The organism is Priestia sp. Y58 (assembly GCF_029522095.1).
GTDB lineage: Bacteria > Bacillota > Bacilli > Bacillales > Bacillaceae_H > Priestia > Priestia megaterium_E.
This window is the reverse complement of the sequence record NZ_JAKWFL010000002.1, coordinates 1-16,397: the sequence shown is the minus strand read 5'-3', so window position 1 is coordinate 16,397 and position 16,397 is coordinate 1. Positions and strand designations below refer to the sequence as shown.

At 34.0% G+C, this 16,397-nt stretch carries 16 protein-coding genes; 7 read left to right on the top strand and 9 right to left on the bottom strand.

The window, feature by feature from the left end; all coding sequences use genetic code 11:
* Positions 1-37: 37 nt before the first annotated feature.
* Positions 38-916, bottom strand: coding sequence for a hypothetical protein (locus MMB68_RS05865; RefSeq protein ID WP_209366697.1), 879 nt, complete (start codon positions 914-916; stop codon positions 38-40).
* A gap of 464 nt (positions 917-1,380) precedes the next feature.
* On the opposite strand from MMB68_RS05865, the gene MMB68_RS05860 reads away from it, so the two are divergent.
* Positions 1,381-2,136, top strand: coding sequence for a hypothetical protein (locus tag MMB68_RS05860; protein WP_277548419.1), 756 nt, complete (start codon positions 1,381-1,383; stop codon positions 2,134-2,136).
* A 461-nt stretch (positions 2,137-2,597) separates the two neighbouring features.
* Here MMB68_RS05860 and MMB68_RS05855 read toward each other — a convergent pair whose 3' ends face one another.
* The 4 genes from MMB68_RS05855 to MMB68_RS05840 all read right to left on the bottom strand — a co-directional run bounded on the left by MMB68_RS05855 (position 2,598) and on the right by MMB68_RS05840 (position 4,441).
* Positions 2,598-3,467, bottom strand: coding sequence for an ATP-binding protein (locus MMB68_RS05855; RefSeq protein WP_277548417.1), 870 nt, complete (start codon positions 3,465-3,467; stop codon positions 2,598-2,600).
* A complete protein-coding gene (locus MMB68_RS05850) occupies positions 3,418-3,918 on the bottom strand; it encodes a hypothetical protein (RefSeq protein WP_277548416.1) in 501 nt (166 codons plus the stop codon). Before MMB68_RS05850 ends, MMB68_RS05855 begins: the two co-directional genes overlap by 50 nt.
* Before the next feature lie 57 nt (positions 3,919-3,975).
* Positions 3,976-4,176 carry a helix-turn-helix domain-containing protein gene (locus MMB68_RS05845; protein ID WP_277447703.1) on the bottom strand — a complete coding sequence of 67 codons (201 nt, stop codon included), beginning with the start codon at positions 4,174-4,176 and terminating at the stop codon, positions 3,976-3,978.
* Between the two features lie 73 nt (positions 4,177-4,249).
* The gene (locus MMB68_RS05840) at positions 4,250-4,441 is read right to left on the bottom strand and encodes a hypothetical protein (RefSeq protein WP_277548414.1); all 192 of its coding nucleotides are present in this window, start codon (positions 4,439-4,441) and stop codon (positions 4,250-4,252) included.
* A 132-nt stretch (positions 4,442-4,573) separates the two neighbouring features.
* On the opposite strand from MMB68_RS05840, the gene MMB68_RS05835 reads away from it, so the two are divergent.
* The gene (locus tag MMB68_RS05835) at positions 4,574-5,524 is read left to right on the top strand and encodes a hypothetical protein (protein WP_277548413.1); all 951 of its coding nucleotides are present in this window, start codon (positions 4,574-4,576) and stop codon (positions 5,522-5,524) included.
* On the top strand, positions 5,525-6,709 hold the full coding sequence (locus tag MMB68_RS05830) for a site-specific integrase (protein WP_277548410.1): 1,185 nt from the start codon (positions 5,525-5,527) through the stop codon (positions 6,707-6,709).
* An 818-nt stretch (positions 6,710-7,527) separates the two neighbouring features.
* Here the strand turns inward: MMB68_RS05830 and MMB68_RS05825 are convergent.
* Positions 7,528-8,103 (bottom strand): hypothetical protein, encoded by a 576-nt coding sequence (locus tag MMB68_RS05825; protein WP_277548408.1) that lies wholly within the window; start codon positions 8,101-8,103, stop codon positions 7,528-7,530.
* A 96-nt stretch (positions 8,104-8,199) separates the two neighbouring features.
* The gene (locus tag MMB68_RS05820) at positions 8,200-9,333 is read right to left on the bottom strand and encodes a DUF262 domain-containing protein (protein ID WP_277548404.1); all 1,134 of its coding nucleotides are present in this window, start codon (positions 9,331-9,333) and stop codon (positions 8,200-8,202) included.
* A gap of 828 nt (positions 9,334-10,161) precedes the next feature.
* On the opposite strand from MMB68_RS05820, the gene MMB68_RS05815 reads away from it, so the two are divergent.
* From MMB68_RS05815 to MMB68_RS05805, 3 genes are all read left to right on the top strand, one after another.
* Positions 10,162-10,407, top strand: a complete 246-nt coding sequence (locus MMB68_RS05815) for a hypothetical protein (RefSeq protein ID WP_221813254.1) — start codon at positions 10,162-10,164, stop codon at positions 10,405-10,407.
* 111 nt (positions 10,408-10,518) lie between these two features.
* Positions 10,519-12,231: a DUF262 domain-containing protein gene (locus MMB68_RS05810; protein ID WP_221813256.1), complete on the top strand. Its 1,713-nt coding sequence runs from the start codon at positions 10,519-10,521 to the stop codon at positions 12,229-12,231.
* Positions 12,232-12,546: 315 nt separating this feature from the next.
* Positions 12,547-13,428: a phosphorothioated DNA-binding restriction endonuclease gene (locus MMB68_RS05805; protein WP_221813259.1), complete on the top strand. Its 882-nt coding sequence runs from the start codon at positions 12,547-12,549 to the stop codon at positions 13,426-13,428.
* 246 nt (positions 13,429-13,674) lie between these two features.
* Here MMB68_RS05805 and MMB68_RS05800 read toward each other — a convergent pair whose 3' ends face one another.
* The gene (locus MMB68_RS05800) at positions 13,675-14,634 is read right to left on the bottom strand and encodes a patatin-like phospholipase family protein (protein WP_221813260.1); all 960 of its coding nucleotides are present in this window, start codon (positions 14,632-14,634) and stop codon (positions 13,675-13,677) included.
* A 242-nt stretch (positions 14,635-14,876) separates the two neighbouring features.
* Between MMB68_RS05800 and MMB68_RS05795 the strand changes: the two genes are divergently transcribed.
* The gene (locus MMB68_RS05795) at positions 14,877-16,226 is read left to right on the top strand and encodes an FAD-binding oxidoreductase (RefSeq protein ID WP_221813262.1); all 1,350 of its coding nucleotides are present in this window, start codon (positions 14,877-14,879) and stop codon (positions 16,224-16,226) included.
* A 76-nt stretch (positions 16,227-16,302) separates the two neighbouring features.
* On the opposite strand, the gene MMB68_RS05790 is transcribed toward MMB68_RS05795, so the two are convergent.
* Positions 16,303-16,397: IS3 family transposase (locus MMB68_RS05790; RefSeq protein WP_251399788.1), on the bottom strand; the 95-nt coding region annotated here is incomplete at its 5' end.

Genomic DNA, 16,397 nt, shown 5'->3' with positions numbered 1-16,397 from the left:
TGTGTTAACGAGCAGGTTAGTAAAAGAATTGATAATATTACTGTTTTAATAAATCTTTACAATAGCTTTTGGCTTGTTGTAAATTTTTAAATTTATCCTCCTTACCCACATAAGTAAACTTCCCAGTTTGTATATCGATACCTGAAATTAATTTACGCAAAGTTTCAACTCGTTCTAACCATCCTTCAATGGGGTTATTCGTATCATTATATTTACTGCTTTTACTTTGTACACAATGGAATATGTCTCTCTCATTTAGAATTTCTTTTGCAATATGTAAGTGCTCTTTGATAGGAACCGATTTCAGCACTTTCATAGAATCGTTATGAAAATCCCCATCTTCATCCAGTGGTTTTCCTAGAACGTCTTTGGAATATCCTTCATCATTAAGCACTTTTTGAAGCATCTCAAACGCTCCATTTTTTTCTTCAAGTTTGCTCCCATATCCATCTAAGACTTTAGTGTCGAACACTACAAGTGCCAGAGGGTAGGTCATATAAGGATAAAGGTTTTTATCATCCTTCCGTTTGAATAAATCTTCGCCTTTCCAGTAGTACTCATAATAACCGCTTGCATCTTCTTTGGTTATAGTGTGAACGTCTTTATATACTAGCTGTTTATCCTTAATATATTTTATCCAGTTTTCTTCAAGCACACCATAATTTGTGGTTCCATCATTGTCTTTTAATAAACCACCTTCAAAATCATAGATAATATCAAGCATTTTTGATAATTTCGGTCTTGCAAAGTTCTCTTTTTTCTCCGTTGGTTCTAAAACCTTCCCGGTTTTCGCCGTTGAGCCTGAATTTCCCTTAGAACCATCTGTTGATTTTGAATCCTTATTATTTCCCTCACAAGAAGTTAATAAAAGAAGCAATAACATAATTAGCCCTAACAAAGTCCTTTTTTTAAACATGCCAGATCCCCCCAATGATTTTATATCTCTTGTTTCAAAAAATTCTTCGTTTCCTTTTATGAGAAAAATTTATATTTTTCAACATTAATTGGAAATACCTGATAAGATATTATTATAGCAATACCTGGTAACAAAACAAGCCTTAATAATAACTGTTAATCATACCTAATATCATTTTTTATCAGAAGAGATAGCAAATGAACAAAGTGAGAAAGAACTGGTGAAGTGAGGGAGGCGTTGGATTTTTAAATTAAAAGTCAGTATCAAAAGAAAGAAAAGAAAAGGATTAAAAATGGTTGACAGCAAAGAGTTTAAAGTCATAGGCTTTCATAAATTTGTTATTTTCTATTTCAAATATATAGAAAGGTGTCAAGGCAGAATTTATAGCTTTTCCAATAATAAAAGTTTAGGATATTGCGCTATACAGGAAATTAAATTAATGATAAAGGAAAGAGGGCTACATAGTGAATAGAAAATATATCATCATAAGTTGTATAGGTGTATTTATCATTCCTATTTTAATTAATTATTTACTTATGACTTGGGGAGCTTGGAAGGTATATGGCAGTGCAGATTCGTGGCTGGGGTTTTTAGCAAACTATTCTGGTGGAATCATTGGAGGTATAGTTGCTTACATTATAGCCAATTCTCAAATCAAACAAGAATTAGAGTTTAATAGGCAGCAATCTATTGAAGCAGATCGTTCCTATGTCTCTGTACAAGAATTTAAGGGGCAGTTTCGACTTCCAAATATTCAAACAAGCTTCAAGAGTCGGATTATGCTAACCGAGGATTATGAAAACTATATTGAGGGTAAGACAAATGCATTTCTGCAGAAGGAAACCACGATTTTTTACCGAATATATCATTTTGGAATACCAGAAGTGATTTTGAACTGTAAAGTTAAAATCCAGTTAAAAGGGGGAGCCTCGGAAACATCTACTGTCATTAAAAGCAATATAGGAGTCATACAAAAGGAAGAAGAGGTATTTATACCTCTATATTTGGAAAAACAAAAGGAAGTAATGGTGGATTTAGTCGAGGTCACCTATTCTACTATTGCAGGGGAAAAAATGTATTATAAATATGACCTAGTTAACTTAAAAGAGGGATATTGGGTACTGAATGAGGATGGAGAATCAGTTGAAGTATTTAGTTTTCCCATGAAGAATAGTAATTGGATATATCCAAACAGATTAAAAGAAGAACAGCACGTGTGAAGTTAATTTAGAAGGGGAACAAAAAAGTCTACCTGTAATTTAATTAAATTACAGGTAGACTTTTTTGTTTCATATATTTGTTATTTCCCAATGGCTCCTATGACTTTGTATATTCACTCTATTCTGTGATGCGTGATTCTGAATTTCCTTTTATGGTGACAATTTTATTTTTTACCACTCTTTCAATAATTGAGTCTTTCCAATCAACATTTTTATGGATATTTAATTCATTAGTTCTTTAGCAGGGATACTCTTTGAAAAATTGTTTTCCTTTATTAAACTGTCAGGAAGGGTTTATTCAGTTGAGTTTGAAAATATATATCATGGTTTCACCACTTAGCAACCTCTCAATTAGTTTTTCCTCCTACTAATAAATCAATAGCATTCAATTGTTCAATAGTTAATCCTTATTTTCTTTTGTAACTTTTTATAGCCTTTCCTATTTTATTACCACCCTTTTATTAGGTCGTTTCATTTTCGATTTCCTCTATAGATAGGTTATTCAACCGCGCGATAGCTCTTAATTTTCTGTAATCGCCAGCTTTATTGATGATTGGAATTGTGTTTCCAACAATACGAGACCACGTTCGTCCTTTATCATCTAAGACTTTCGCATATTTGTCTTTAATAAACTCTTCTTCCGTTAGGTTACTGGTAAACCAAATTGGTTTATTTGCTCTTTCTCGACCATTAACAACTTGAAAAATTAAATCTTTTTCGTTTTGAGTGAGCCGCTGAGAAGAAAGAAAGTCATCCCAAATAAGGAGATCAGCATGTACACAAGCATTCATGATTTCGAAGAAGCGTTCCTCATTATTAAAATTGTTGGTTTCTTTAAGTCGAGAAAGCAAATCTTTTTCCGTTAAGAAAATGACACTATACCCTTGCTTTAGGAGTTCGTTTGCTCCGCTTGCTGTAAGATGTGTTTTTCCATTTCCGCTTTCACCGAAGATTAGGAGACCCAGTTTTCCATTGTCTTCAAAGTGTTCTACAAATTGCTGTACTTTTTTTAATGCTGTCTCCATACCAGAGCGGACTTTTAAGTTGTTAAAGCTATATTCTCTAAGTTCCTCAATACTAGATGATAAGCGTAGAAATTGACGAGTCTTTCGATTTGTTTCTTTCTGTACTTGTCTTTTCAAAAACTCATTTTCACGCACTTCTATACACGAACAAGCAGCATTTACCCATTTATCACCAATTAAAGCGATATCTCTGATAAATAATAGTGGTCTTTCCTTTCCACAATATTCACATGTAAGGGGTGTAGGTTTATTTTTTTCAGAAATAGAGTCTGTAATTGGAATTTGGTTCTTTTTTTTGTTCAGCATTATTGTTTTCATCTCCATTATTAGTATTTTTTGAATTATTAACATTATTGAATGTGTGTGTTTGATTTCTATCCGAAGTGTTTTCGATGTGCTTTTGATCTCCTTTTTTCAAGGGGGTTACCTGATAAAGATCATAGTTTACAAGGGTTATCCGTGTATACTTTGATGTGCATTTGACAATTGCCATATGATCTTCTTCAAGAATTCTCATAAATTTATTTACCTTATTATTAGACCATTCCCAACGTTCACCTAGAGTCTTTTTAGAAGTAATAAGCTCTCCACGTTTTACAGAAGTTATATTAGCATTTAATAGAATTGTGTTATCTTTGTGGGAAGCAGACAATAAAAGGTCTATCCAAGCTTCAAAATAGGAAAAGGTTCGTTTTTGCCTAAAAAAACTATGTTCGCGAATTTTTCGATGAATACTTATCCATCCAGCTTGTGTCATTAAATTACCTCACTCTTATGGAAATATGATATTAAAGTTCAAAAATTGTATACGAATTTAATAATTCTTATCATTTTGTTGAACCGAGAGGGTTTCTTTAGTTGTTAACCATTTATTAAGAGCTTCTTTCCTAAACAGAATACGGCGACTCAATCTTAAATGAGGCACTTTGCCCTCTCTAACCAGTTGATAAACCAAATCTTTTGAAACTCCCATATAATCTGCAGCTTCTTTAACTGATATTGTTTGTTTGTCCATGAAGATTCCTCCTTAACAATATTTTTAAATAGTTAAGCTCTTAACGTTCATACGAGTCTACATTTTAATAATATTAATTAACCTCCTTAATTTCTTTTTTAGCTTTCTCAATAGCTGTAAAGATTTCTTCCTTCTTTTTTCTCGGCAATTCTTTACGCAGCATTCGACTAAAGTTCCCTTCAGATAATCCATATATGTCTGCAACTTGCCATTGCTTGAGCTTAGCTTCTTTAATAGCATTTCTAACATCTTTATTATTTTCCATTTTTTTATGCCTCCTCTTGTAATTGATGATATTGTTGTTCTATAATTACAATAACATTGAATTTTACGTTACTTAAGTTATTTTAATGAAAGTATCGTAAATTAACGTAAATTTTTTAAGGGAGTGATTAATTTGGACTTATTATTTAATACAATTCATCTACCAGAGCAAATTAAACTGTCTAAGGCGTCTATATTAAGCGAAATGAATTTAGAATCTATACTTAGTAATCATGAAAGAAAAGGTATAAGAGGTGAGTTGTTTAATTCAGAATTCAAAAAATTCTATGGTTTCCAGTTAAGCAAGGGAAGAGGGGTTATTGAAAACTATGAGTTTTTTATTAAGCAGTTAATTGACGGAGATATACCGTGTCTTTTTTTTCTTCCTCAAGAATCCCTTCCAGTAAGAAAAGAGACAAAAGGAATTGCAACCAGATTTGCTTCATTAAAGACAGATAAGGATATTATCAATTTTGCTAAAGAATACGGATTACTTGGCGTTTTATCCCCCTCCTTTAAAAATACAGATTATGGAGTTACAGTATTTGAGCCACTTTATTTTTGGAAATTTTATATCAAGGAAGTTAAACGGATACTTAAGTTATATAAAATGTTGGAAAAAAAGCGTAGAAATCAAGATATTGATATTATTGGTGAACTTATAGATTATAAAGAAAATAAGGAGGATGGTAGCGCTATATTTAAATGGAATGATGGTGGGAGTATTCCTTTTTCTCATGATGAGGAAGAGTTAGATGATTATGAAGACTATGATCAAGTAGTTGGCGTAAATATTTTTACTACACTGGTCAGAAATGGTTTGAAAAATGCTATAAATGTGGATTTTTCAGATGTTGTTGAGGCTAAGGATTCTAGAATGGGTTTTCGTATTAAAGAGGTTTATAGTACTAATTATTTGTTAGGAGCTATTTATTATGATTTGTGGCAACTTATCAATGAGGATGTTGAAATCAAGTTCTGTGACCATTGTGGTCGGCCATTCAAGAAGTTTGGAAAAAAGAGATTTTGCGGTACTTCATGTAGAGTAATGTCATGGACGGAAGATCAAGAGGGGGAGAAGTAATTGGCTGGAAGTGTTGAAAAGCGGGGAAAAGATTCGTGGCGTCTAGTCTACAGCATGGGATTTGGAGCAAACGGAAAGAGGGTGAAGAAAACAAAAACAGTAAAGGGAGTTAATAAACGAGAGGCCCAAAAGTTATTGGCACAATTTATCACAGAGATTGAAGCGGGAGAGTATATAGCACCCGAAAAAATGCTGTTTTCAGCTTTTGTTCAGGAGTGGAAAAGTAAATACGCAGAAGCACATCTAAGTCCTAATACATTAGTCACATATATGCTGCATTTGAAAAATCGTATTATTCCTTATTTTGGCGAAATGAAATTAGATCAAATTAAAGCTTTGCACATCTTAAACTTTTTAAAATCTCTAGAAGCTGAGGGGCTTAGAAAAGATGGGAAGGAGGGGACTTTATCTACTTCTACCATTGAATACAACCACAGAATATTAAAAAATATTTTCAATCGAGCTGTCGAATGGCAACTCATTAAGAAAAATCCTATGGAGAATATTAAGAAGCCTAAGCGAATACAAAAGGAAACATCAGTATACGACAGGGTAGAAGCGGAATTATTAATGAGTTGTTTGCGAAAAGAAGAAACAATGTGGAGTGTTATGATTAAAATTGCTATTACAACTGGATTAAGAAGAGGAGAGTTATTGGGACTGGAATGGAAACATGTTGACTTAGAAAAAGGTAATCTTCAAGTTAAGCAAGCTTTATCATATGTCAATCAAAAACATATTATTAGAGAGCCAAAAACTAAAAATTCAATTAGAACAGTTACTCTTCCAGAAGTATTGGTCGGTGAATTACAAAAGTATAAATCAACTTGGAACAAAAAAAGACTAAAAGCAAGTAATTTATGGGAAGGAGGACAATATCAATTTTTGTTTACCTCATGGCATGGAAAGCCGCTTCACCCTTCAAGTATTACTACGTGGTGGAGGAGGTTTGTAAGCAGGCATCAATTAAGATATATACGCTTTCATGATCTAAGGCATACTTCGGCTACCTTACTCATTAATAGCGGTGTCCATGCAAAGATAATAAGTTCCCGTTTAGGACATGCGGATATTAGAACTACAATGAACATATATGGCCATGCTTTGCAAGAAGCAGACAGGGAAGCAACGAAACATTTCGATAAGTTATTTACTAATAATAAAAAAAGAGATCTAGAAGCATAAAATTACTTCTAAATCCTTTTCTGAATCCAATTGTCCCCAATGTGTCCCCAAATAATCTGTACCACTAAAAAATAAATAATCTGTTATATAGAAAAAGACTTGATTTATCAAGGTTCTCCCCGCCTCTGTTTATAGAAACATAGGGGAATTGAATCCCTGATTTCTACGCTGCCAGAGAGGTAGTCATAAAAGCAGGGTTTAATTATGAAAATATAAGAGAAGATAGGTATCAATCCTCTCGTTATGGGTTAATTTTTGAAAAAATATTAGATGAATTACTAAAGGAAATTGGAATACATTATAAAAAATATTCACATAAACAATGGAATCCAGACTATTTATTAAATAATAACGTATGAACGCAAAATTTTGCCAATGTGGATCATTTTGAAGTGAAGCTATTAAAGGGTATAAAGAGCATTGTTCATTGCTAGTTATTATTTCTATGCGAGGCAGAAGTGGTGAGGTATTTGATATTATTATAGATTCCAGCATAAGACTACTCAGGGTTCATTATTATGTAAAGCAATTTTCTAAACATAGGCAGAGTTATTATACACAAAAAATTTAATGAAATTGAACAAGTATTGGCTTAACTTGAAGGTTAGAAATAGAAAAATTTCTGTCAAAAGACTCTGTATCTATATATGAAAAAGTAAAAATTAGCAGAGAAACACTAGACTGATTGGTTCTTTACAGTTTCTGATTGATAAATAATAGATAATTGGGGACTATAATAGTCCCCAATAAAATAATTGAGTGCAAACTACTATTGACGGATACTTAGAGTAAAGGAAAGGGGTTTCATTATAAGAAATTTAATTTGTCCCTCCATCTTGATTAGTAAAAATAAGGTCATTATTGAGCTGAAGACTTTCTATTTTCTTTCCAATTGCCTTGGATATCAATGAAAGTAAGCTCTCCTTTCTCTTACTAAAGAATAAAGAGAAATCATTACTTTTTAAGGTAGCAGGATCTATTAAATGTGAATGAAGGATTTTATTCATTCTGTCTTCAGTAATACGTGTGCTTTTTTGGAGCTTTTCTAAGTATATACTAGGCGCATTGCCTCCAATAATTCGATTTGTTTTATAACTTAAGGGTGATTTATTGATTATAGAATTGTAATCACTCTCAGCTATTTCATTGTCATTGCAATATTTAACTGGGAAGATATGATGAATATCTATATTTTCATCATAAAAAGTCGACAATCCAATAGTATCCCCCGTACGAAAATCCATACATCCTTCGTGCATGAGAAGCGCGTAAACACCTTTGTAAGCTGCACTATTTCTAGTACGTAAAGTATGGAGGCGGTTAGGAGAAAAATTACAGTCTTTAACTGTAGTCGGCTCATCTTTACCCTCTATCCAACTTAATACTTCAGGCAAATCTTTAGCAAACCTAGTTTCGTTAGCTGATCCGTACAGTTCTCCAAGTACTCCGCACCAGTACCATTGTGAGATATATTGTTTTATAGTATCTTGTTAAGCCTCATCTCCTAAAGCTGAAAATATTGCTGCAAGTGGAATCAGTTGAGTTCTATAGGGAATATCTTTTGCCTTATAAAAATTTTGACTCATTAAAAACTTTGATGCGGTAATGAAGCCGTTTGAGATCATTTCGGCATATTTTTTATAATTAGACAGAGATAGTCTTAGAATATCCCTTCTCTTACAGCTCACGCCTTTTGTGTTATCTTGTTTATGTGCTTCATATGTACTGAGTAGTGTGATCGCAGCTAAATAATCATCATTTTGTAAATTACCAAGCTGAGGGTGATTTTTAAACTTTCTTTTTTGAGAAAACCAATCGTTTCTTAGGTCAAAGTCCTCTGCAGCATAAGTAGCAGTTAGTAGTTCAAAAACAGTAAGTGTTACACCACCTGTGTTTACTTTTTCAAACACTAAACATACAGCTTCCTTTTTTGTTTCCTTCTTTAAAGTAATGACAGGGAACTGATATTGTTGAAACCTTTGAATGATTTCACTGTTTATCTTTCCCCATGTATCCCATTTTTCAGCTTGAGATATAGTGTCTTGCGTCATAAATGTGTTTTGCCATTCCCAGATACCATTATTAAATATATAAGGTAAATATAGTAAACCTGCTTTGCATTGTAATTCTAGAGTTGAATAATCGGCAGTCACTTCACCCCTGAAATTACGTAATTTTAAATCCTCGGGTAGGGAAATGATAGCATCCTCTCGGTCTGAATCGTTTTTTATTGCTTCAAATACATTTATAAAGTAATGACGCTTAATCTCTTTCTTTCTAATGTCATGGGTTAAAACGGGCTTTTCTGAAAGCAGAGACTGAAATAAAGATGTAAGACGTTGCTGTCCATCTAAAATGAGCCTTTCAGGTTCAGTTGGGACATCTGTCACGCCTTCTACTGGTCTTGGTTTAAATCGTGTACTATCGTTTCCCGTTTCTAGAAGAAGTATGGAACCAATTGGGAAAGCCAATGATACGCTTGCTAACAAGTTTTTTATTCTGTCGTCATCCCATACCCAACCGCGTTGAAAGTCAGGTAGCTGTGTTTTTCCTATCTTTATGTCTTTAAGTAAATCTAAAAGGCCCTTCTTTGTAGAATCAAACGTACTAATTGCTGTTGTCACAAAATTCACTCCTTCATCAATAATTTCTCTCAATTAGATTGCTATTACTTCCTGTATAAAAATTCTTATGAAATAACCAATGGTTAACATCATTGTGGATATAGGGGAATAATGTAATTTTTTTAACAATCTAACCATCTTTTTTTCATAACCCTTACTTAAATAATCTAAACATAGAAGGCTATATATTAATTTAAATATGTAAAGAAACATTCTTATATAGTAAAATTATACTTTAAGTACAAGGGTGGATTGTGTTTTATGATAAATAAAAACGATTAATAACAACAAATGTATAAGATAAGGATTAATTCATTTATAACAATAACGATAGATTAAGAAATAGGAGCAAGTTATAAAACTTCTAAGACTTTTATTGGCAGGTATAATATTTATTATAGTAGGTTCGTTAATATATAGTTTTGTCTCCTTGAAAAAAGGAATTTATTGTATATTATACTGATTCTAGTTGCTTAAATATTCAGAGCATGTCTACTAAATCAAAATCTGCCTTAATTTTTCAGACTAAAACCCTAACTTTTAAAAATATGGAGAGAATTAAATTAACTAATTTAGAACCCGTAGTTATAATAGATAGGGATACAAATTCTACATTTAATAAGAAGGACTTGAAGGTAATCTCTAAAGATGATTTTTCTAAATCTGTAACTATAGCTATTGATCAAAATCTAAAAAATATGAAGTTAACTAAAAAGTCTGATGAGACACATCTGATTCAACTTAATAATAATCAAAATAATATTAAATATATGAACTCAAACATTCCAGTAATATTATAAAAAATAATAACAGAAGGCAGGAATTTAAATGCAAGAAGGCAAAACCACTAAAACCATTGAAGTACCACTACGTATTTTTAAAAATAAAGTAGGTCAAATCACCATGAGAGTTGGTTCTACCGATGCTAGGTTAACAAGTGTAAGTGATAACCCTGATAGTGTACGATATCACCGTACATTATTTGATATTTTAAAAAGTGAACTTGAACGTGCAGGTAAATGGGACAGTATTGAAACAATAGATGAAGAAAGAGATAAAGATTTAGAAGTCTAAGGCATTATAAGCTATTACTTCTGGTCAATATTCCCTTAGATTAAATTTATTTGTATTATAATAATTTTAGGTATATTGACATTCTATATAATTAATATTTTGGAGGATAACATGACAACAGTAATTGACACAAAAATTGAAGCAAAAGAAATTTTATTTAAGGATTTATTTGGTTCTAAGTTTGCTTTTCAAATTCCAGGGTATCAACGTCAATATTCATGGGAAAAAGACCAGCTTGATCAGCTGTTTGATGATATTCGAGAAGCAATGGAAGACGGAGAAAATAGTTACTTTCTAGGGAGTGTAATTTTACAAGTAATCTCTCAAAAAAGTGATGATAGCGGCCTTTATGACGTTGTAGATGGACAGCAGCGCTTAACAACCTTAACAATTTTATTAGCTGTAATGCGAGATTTAATTACATCTCCAAAAGCTAAAACTACACTTCAATCAAAAATTTATCAAGAAGCTGATATTTTTGAAGATAAACCTGAAACCTTTCGTTTAAAAGTAAGAGACCGGGATTTTGCGTATTTTAAAAAACATATTCTAGAAGAAGGCGGCACATCGCAGCCGGGATCCTCATTTGTCACAGAGTCACAAGAAAGAATGAGCAAGGCTATTCAGCGGTTCAAAGATAAATTTAAAGATGAAGCTACAGGTTTAGTGGATGAAGAGTTATTAAACAAAATGGTTGTTTTTGTTTTAAATAATTGTATGTTTGTCTACGTAAAAACTGGTACGTTTACATCTGCTTTTCGCTTGTTTTCTGTATTAAATGATCGGGGTATGCCGTTAAGTAATGCCGATTTATTGAAAAGCATGAACTTGGAGGCGGTAAATGATACAGAGCGCCATTACTACCAAAATGTTTGGGAAACAATGGAGGAAGAACTAGGTCGTGAAGAATTGGAGAAACTTCTTGGTTTTATTCGACTAATTTACGTAAAAGAAAAAGCTAAGAAAACGATTCAAGAAGAGTATAATGAAAAAGTATTCAAACAGAATTCTGATTTTAAAGGAAAGAATTTTATTGAATATGTAAAAGAATTTGCTGAGATTTATCGTGAAAAAGTATTAAATGCAGAGCTGGCTAGTAGAGATACAGATGTAAAAGCAAAGTATTATGGTTTGCTAACGTTAATGCGAGACTTCATTCCTGGATCTGATTGGATTCCTGTATTCATTCATTTTGTTCAAAAATTTAATGATAATGAGCAAGTATATCCATTTCTACAATTGTTAGAAAAGAAATTTGTGACTAGCTGGGTTAAAGGATTATCACCTACTGCACGTGTTACGGAAACAGTTAAGATGATTCAATCAATTGATACGGCTCAATCAGTAGAGGGAGTTATAACATCTGATATTTTTAACACAGAAAACAGTCTTTCTGATTTTACATATAATATTAATGTACAAGATTTTTATCGGAAAAAGTTTGCTAAATATTTATTATTACGCTTAGATATGAGCTTAAGTGAAAATGCTACAATTAAAAAGGCTTATAGCGGAGTAATTAGCGTTGAACATATCTTGCCTCAAAATCCTCCCAAAGAAAGCGCTTGGGAAGGTGCTTTCGCTCAAGAAGATCGAAAAAATTGGACTCATAAATTGGGTAACTTAGTCTTATTAAGTAGGAAGAAAAATTCATCTGCTAATAACAAAGATTTTCAATTTAAGTTGGATAAATATTTTTCAAATGGTATCACCGACTTTGAACTAACTAAAGAGCTGAAACCTATCCGAGAATGGACTATTTCTGAGTGTGAGAACCGTCATGAGGTACTGGTTAATCGATTATTAAAAATCTATTTTGTATAAATAGCTAAATGTTTAACGGAAAAGGCTCACGATTGTGAGTCTTTTTTACCGTTGACTGAAAGGTTAGTAGGTAAAAAAGAACTCTAAGTTTTTACTTTGTCGAGTTTACTACAAATAAAACTAAGTAGAGAGTGCAGGGTAGATGTATTTCAAGTTTTCATGAGGAAACCGCATCTGGTCTTCTAAAAAGTTTAATATATTCAATTTATATATTATATTGAAGTTAGCAATATAGCATTATTTAACGTGTTACAAAAAGTAGTGTCGGATGGAGTTGTTTCATTCAAATGATAGAGTTAGGAGCTAAAAATAAACATGAACAGAGAAGAAGTACTTCAAAAAATAAAGAACTTAAACATCTGGAAAAAAAGAGATCAAAGAGCTCCGCACAAACCATTATTAATACTGTATGCCCTAGGTCAGCTACAGGCCAAGCAACGAATGTACCTGCCGTATAGCGAGGTGAAAATCCCTCTAAAAGAGCTACTTATGGAGTTTGGACCTTCTCGCAGTTCCTATCATCCAGAGCATCCTTTTGTTCGTTTGACAGGAGATGGAATATGGGAGCTAAGTGAAGATATTGATAAGCGTAGTTTTACCGATAAATATTTGCTGAGTATAAATATAGTAGGCGGTTTTAGACAGGACGTTTATAACCTTTTTGATAATGATCCTACGCTGCTTCAAGATACAGCGCAATTTTTATTAAATGAGCATTTTCCGGATACGATCCATGAAGATATATTAAGAGCCGTAGGCTTAGATTTTGAAACACAGTTAAAGAGAAGAAGAGATCCAAAGTTTCGAGAGAAAATTCTTCAAGCTTACGGATATAGCTGCGCTGTTTGTGGGTTTAACGTTCGTCTTGGGCATAATTTAGTTGGCGTGGAGGCTGCTCATATTAAGTGGCATCAAGCGGGAGGACCAGATATTGAAAGTAACGGAATCGCTTTATGTTCAATGCATCATAAATTATTTGATAGAGGAGTTTTTACTTTTTCAGATCATAATGAGCTGTTAGTGGCAACTCAAGCGCACGGCACAAACGGATTTGAAGAGTGGCTTATGAAATTTCACGGACAAAAGCTTAGAGATCCTATTCATCCGGCGTATCAGCCGAGTGAAGATTTTCTTGGGTGGCATGTTAGAGAAGTGTTTAGAGGGCCTCCTAGGTATCAAGCAAGTGATATAAACTGATTTTTGTAAATGATAGTTTGATATTTTTATAAAAAGGAATAAATTTACATATGGTGGTTTCATTTAAAATACAGTAAAGAACATATAAACGGAGGAAGAACGATGTTACAAAAAAGTGGTGCCAAACGGATACTTACGAATTACAATAAACGAGCTGGAGTATAAGGGGTTAAGGAGTTATCTGGAAGAGGAATTTGTGTTCATAAAACAACAAATTCCCTATTTCAATACTCTTCTCAAAAAACATTAGCACTTCCAGTTTTTTTCAATGAAATGAAACGCAGGCCGTAAATTCGTTTTATTAGCAATCGAAATAAGAGCGGGCACCACCGAAGGATCTGTTTTAGAGAAATTAGGAATTCGCGGATTTAACCGAAAAAACTGATCGCCTAAAAGCTCAGAGCTGACCATTGATTCATAGTAGCTCGATCCACCGGAGATAATCTGAAGAAACGGCAGTAACGGCTCATTAGGGGATCGGTCTAAAAGCACTCCCCAATTTGGCGGCAGGTCCTCCATATCTTCAGGACGTATGTTATCGGCACTTACCATTCCCCATCCCTTTGTATCTCTTCTTAATTGAGTTGGCTGCTCACCTGTTCCGATGGATAATACGGCAATTTGATCCAACGGCTGCTTTGCTTTCCCAACTGCAAACGCGATACTAGCTGTACTGGTGTTAGTTGCTACTGTATATCCATCTACATAGTTTTGATAAGCTCTTTGCGTTGCGGGTGCAGCGCTGCTTCTAAGTATTACGTCACTTGCTTTTTCATTAAGATAGGGAGAGCCAGGGAAATTATGAAATAACACAGGATTCCAACGGTTCAGCTCCGGTGCAAATAAGTGAAAGGCAGGCACAACAATTCGTTTCTTTAAGTCTCTAAGGCGAAGGTCTCGGGGGAAAAACGTTCGTATGGCTTTAATAAAACCAGAATAGGGTAGTTGTTGGTTAAAAACAGGTCCGCCCGGTCGGGAAACGCTGAACGCCGGTAAGATGTGATCTTTGAAAAACTGAAACGTCTCTTCTGGTGATCTTCCGCTTGCTATTGCAAGAGCAGTGAATGAACCAATGGAATTTCCTGAAAAAACATTGGTTTCACTAATTAACTTTGGATTTTGATGAGCCAATCTATTCAAAAGCTGTAAACTTAAAGCACCTAAAGTACCGCCACCATCAAAGGTCATAATCCGATATTTTGTCAAAGGTGATTTCTCCTTTCGAATCTGATCACAAGTATTATTCCGTATATGTTTATTTTATGTGTTGTAGAGGTATGATTATCTCTTTTGCGGATTCTTCAGGATTCAAGTTATCCAGATAAGCATACGAGGAACCCCTCCAGTAAGTTTTCTATTCTCTGTTTCCTCCCTTTAAACTGTGTGTCTTTTTTGAAGAAAATTCATAGGATATAGCATCTTATCTGTATTAAGAAAGGGGTTATATCGTGGAGGAAACAAAGCTTACTGGACGAATCGTTACACCTGATGATGCGGAATATGAACAGGCTAGAACAAATAATAATTTAGGTGTGCCTAAATTCCCGAGAATAATTGTATTTTGTCAGAATACAAACGATGTAGTAAATGCATTGAAGTGGGTAAAGGAAAATCATGTCCCGTTTCGAATAAGGAGCGGCAGGCATAGCTATGAAAATTTTTCACTAGTAAACGGTGGATTAGTGATTGATGTCAGTGAAATGGATAGAATCACGTTCAACTCTAAAGACATGACAGCGAAAATAGAAGCAGGAGCTAATCTAGGGAAAGTATATAATGAATTATGGAAAAAGGGAACGACTATCCCTGCAGGAACGGAAAGCAGTGTTGGTCTGGTAGGCCTTGTGCTTGGCGGAGGAATTGGGATGTTATCAAGGTTGTTTGGGCTTACCTGTGATAATTTGCTTGAAGTTGAAATGGCAATAGTAAATGAACAGAGAGCAGTTGAACTCATTAAGGCAAATAAAAATCACAACAGTGATCTCTTTTGGGCTTGTTGTGGCGGCGGGGGCGGAAACTTTGGTATTGTTACGTCTCTTACATTCAAGGTGCAGCCTATTTCAAAGGTGTCAATCTTCTCTATTACATGGGAATGGGAAGATTTTGAAGCTGCTTTTGATGCATGGCAGCACTGGGCCACAAATACCGATAAGCGCTTAACTTCGGAGATTGAGTTGAAATCGAAAGAAGCAAATCAGATTATCGCTCAAGGTGAGTTTGTTGGTTCATCATTCAAGTTGAAGGAACTTCTGCAGCCTTTAATAGATGTTGGTTGTCCTAAAAAAGTAGTAATAAAGGAAGTTTCATATATTGAAGCTGTGCAATTTTTTGACGATCCGAGCGGAAACCAACCCGCCCCTCGGAAAAGGTCAGGTTCTTTTCTTAATAAACCTTTTCCAAAAGACGCTATTTCAACAATGAAGCATTTTTTAGAAAATGCTCCAAATGAAAAATCTAGTATTTGGCACCAATCTCTCGGGGGAGCAGTAGAGGAAGTTGCCTCAAATGAAACGGCCTTTTATTATAGAGATGCTATTGTCGCACAGGAGTACCTTGCTACATGGAGCCATCCTTCAGAAGAGCGAGCAAACATTCGATGGATTGAAGACTTAAGGAATGCTTTATCGAGATATACAACTGGAGATTATGTGAACTGGCCGGACCGGCTCATCAGAGATTGGCCAACGGCGTATTATGGAGAAAATTTTAAAAAGCTTCGAGAAGTGAAACGGGCATATGATCCGTGCAATCTATTTCATTTCCCTCAGAGCATCCCGCCGTTTATTAACTGGTTTTAAAGAGCGTCTTTCAAGTCGGAGAGCCAAATAATACCCACCTTAAATTGAACTGAACCCAAAAAGTTAGACACGTTATTTAGGCAGCTAATGAGGATTGAATTCTGTATTCTACAGGGGTCAATCCTTTTAATTTTTCTTTTATTCGCAGATGGTTGTAATAGAGGATATAGG

Bases quoted from the DNA above. Each gene is read 5' to 3' on its own strand.
- MMB68_RS05865 (WP_209366697.1), bottom strand. From the start codon at position 916: ATGTTTAAAAAAAGGACTTTGTTAGGGCTAATTATGTTATTGCTTCTT.
- MMB68_RS05855 (WP_277548417.1), bottom strand. From the start codon at position 3,467: ATGCTGAACAAAAAAAAGAACCAAATTCCAATTACAGACTCTATTTCT.
- MMB68_RS05850 (WP_277548416.1), bottom strand. From the start codon at position 3,918: ATGACACAAGCTGGATGGATAAGTATTCATCGAAAAATTCGCGAACAT.
- MMB68_RS05845 (WP_277447703.1), bottom strand. From the start codon at position 4,176: ATGGACAAACAAACAATATCAGTTAAAGAAGCTGCAGATTATATGGGA.
- MMB68_RS05840 (WP_277548414.1), bottom strand. From the start codon at position 4,441: ATGGAAAATAATAAAGATGTTAGAAATGCTATTAAAGAAGCTAAGCTC.
- MMB68_RS05815 (WP_221813254.1), top strand. From the start codon at position 10,162: ATGCAAGAAGGCAAAACCACTAAAACCATTGAAGTACCACTACGTATT.
- MMB68_RS05810 (WP_221813256.1), top strand. From the start codon at position 10,519: ATGACAACAGTAATTGACACAAAAATTGAAGCAAAAGAAATTTTATTT.
- MMB68_RS05805 (WP_221813259.1), top strand. From the start codon at position 12,547: ATGAACAGAGAAGAAGTACTTCAAAAAATAAAGAACTTAAACATCTGG.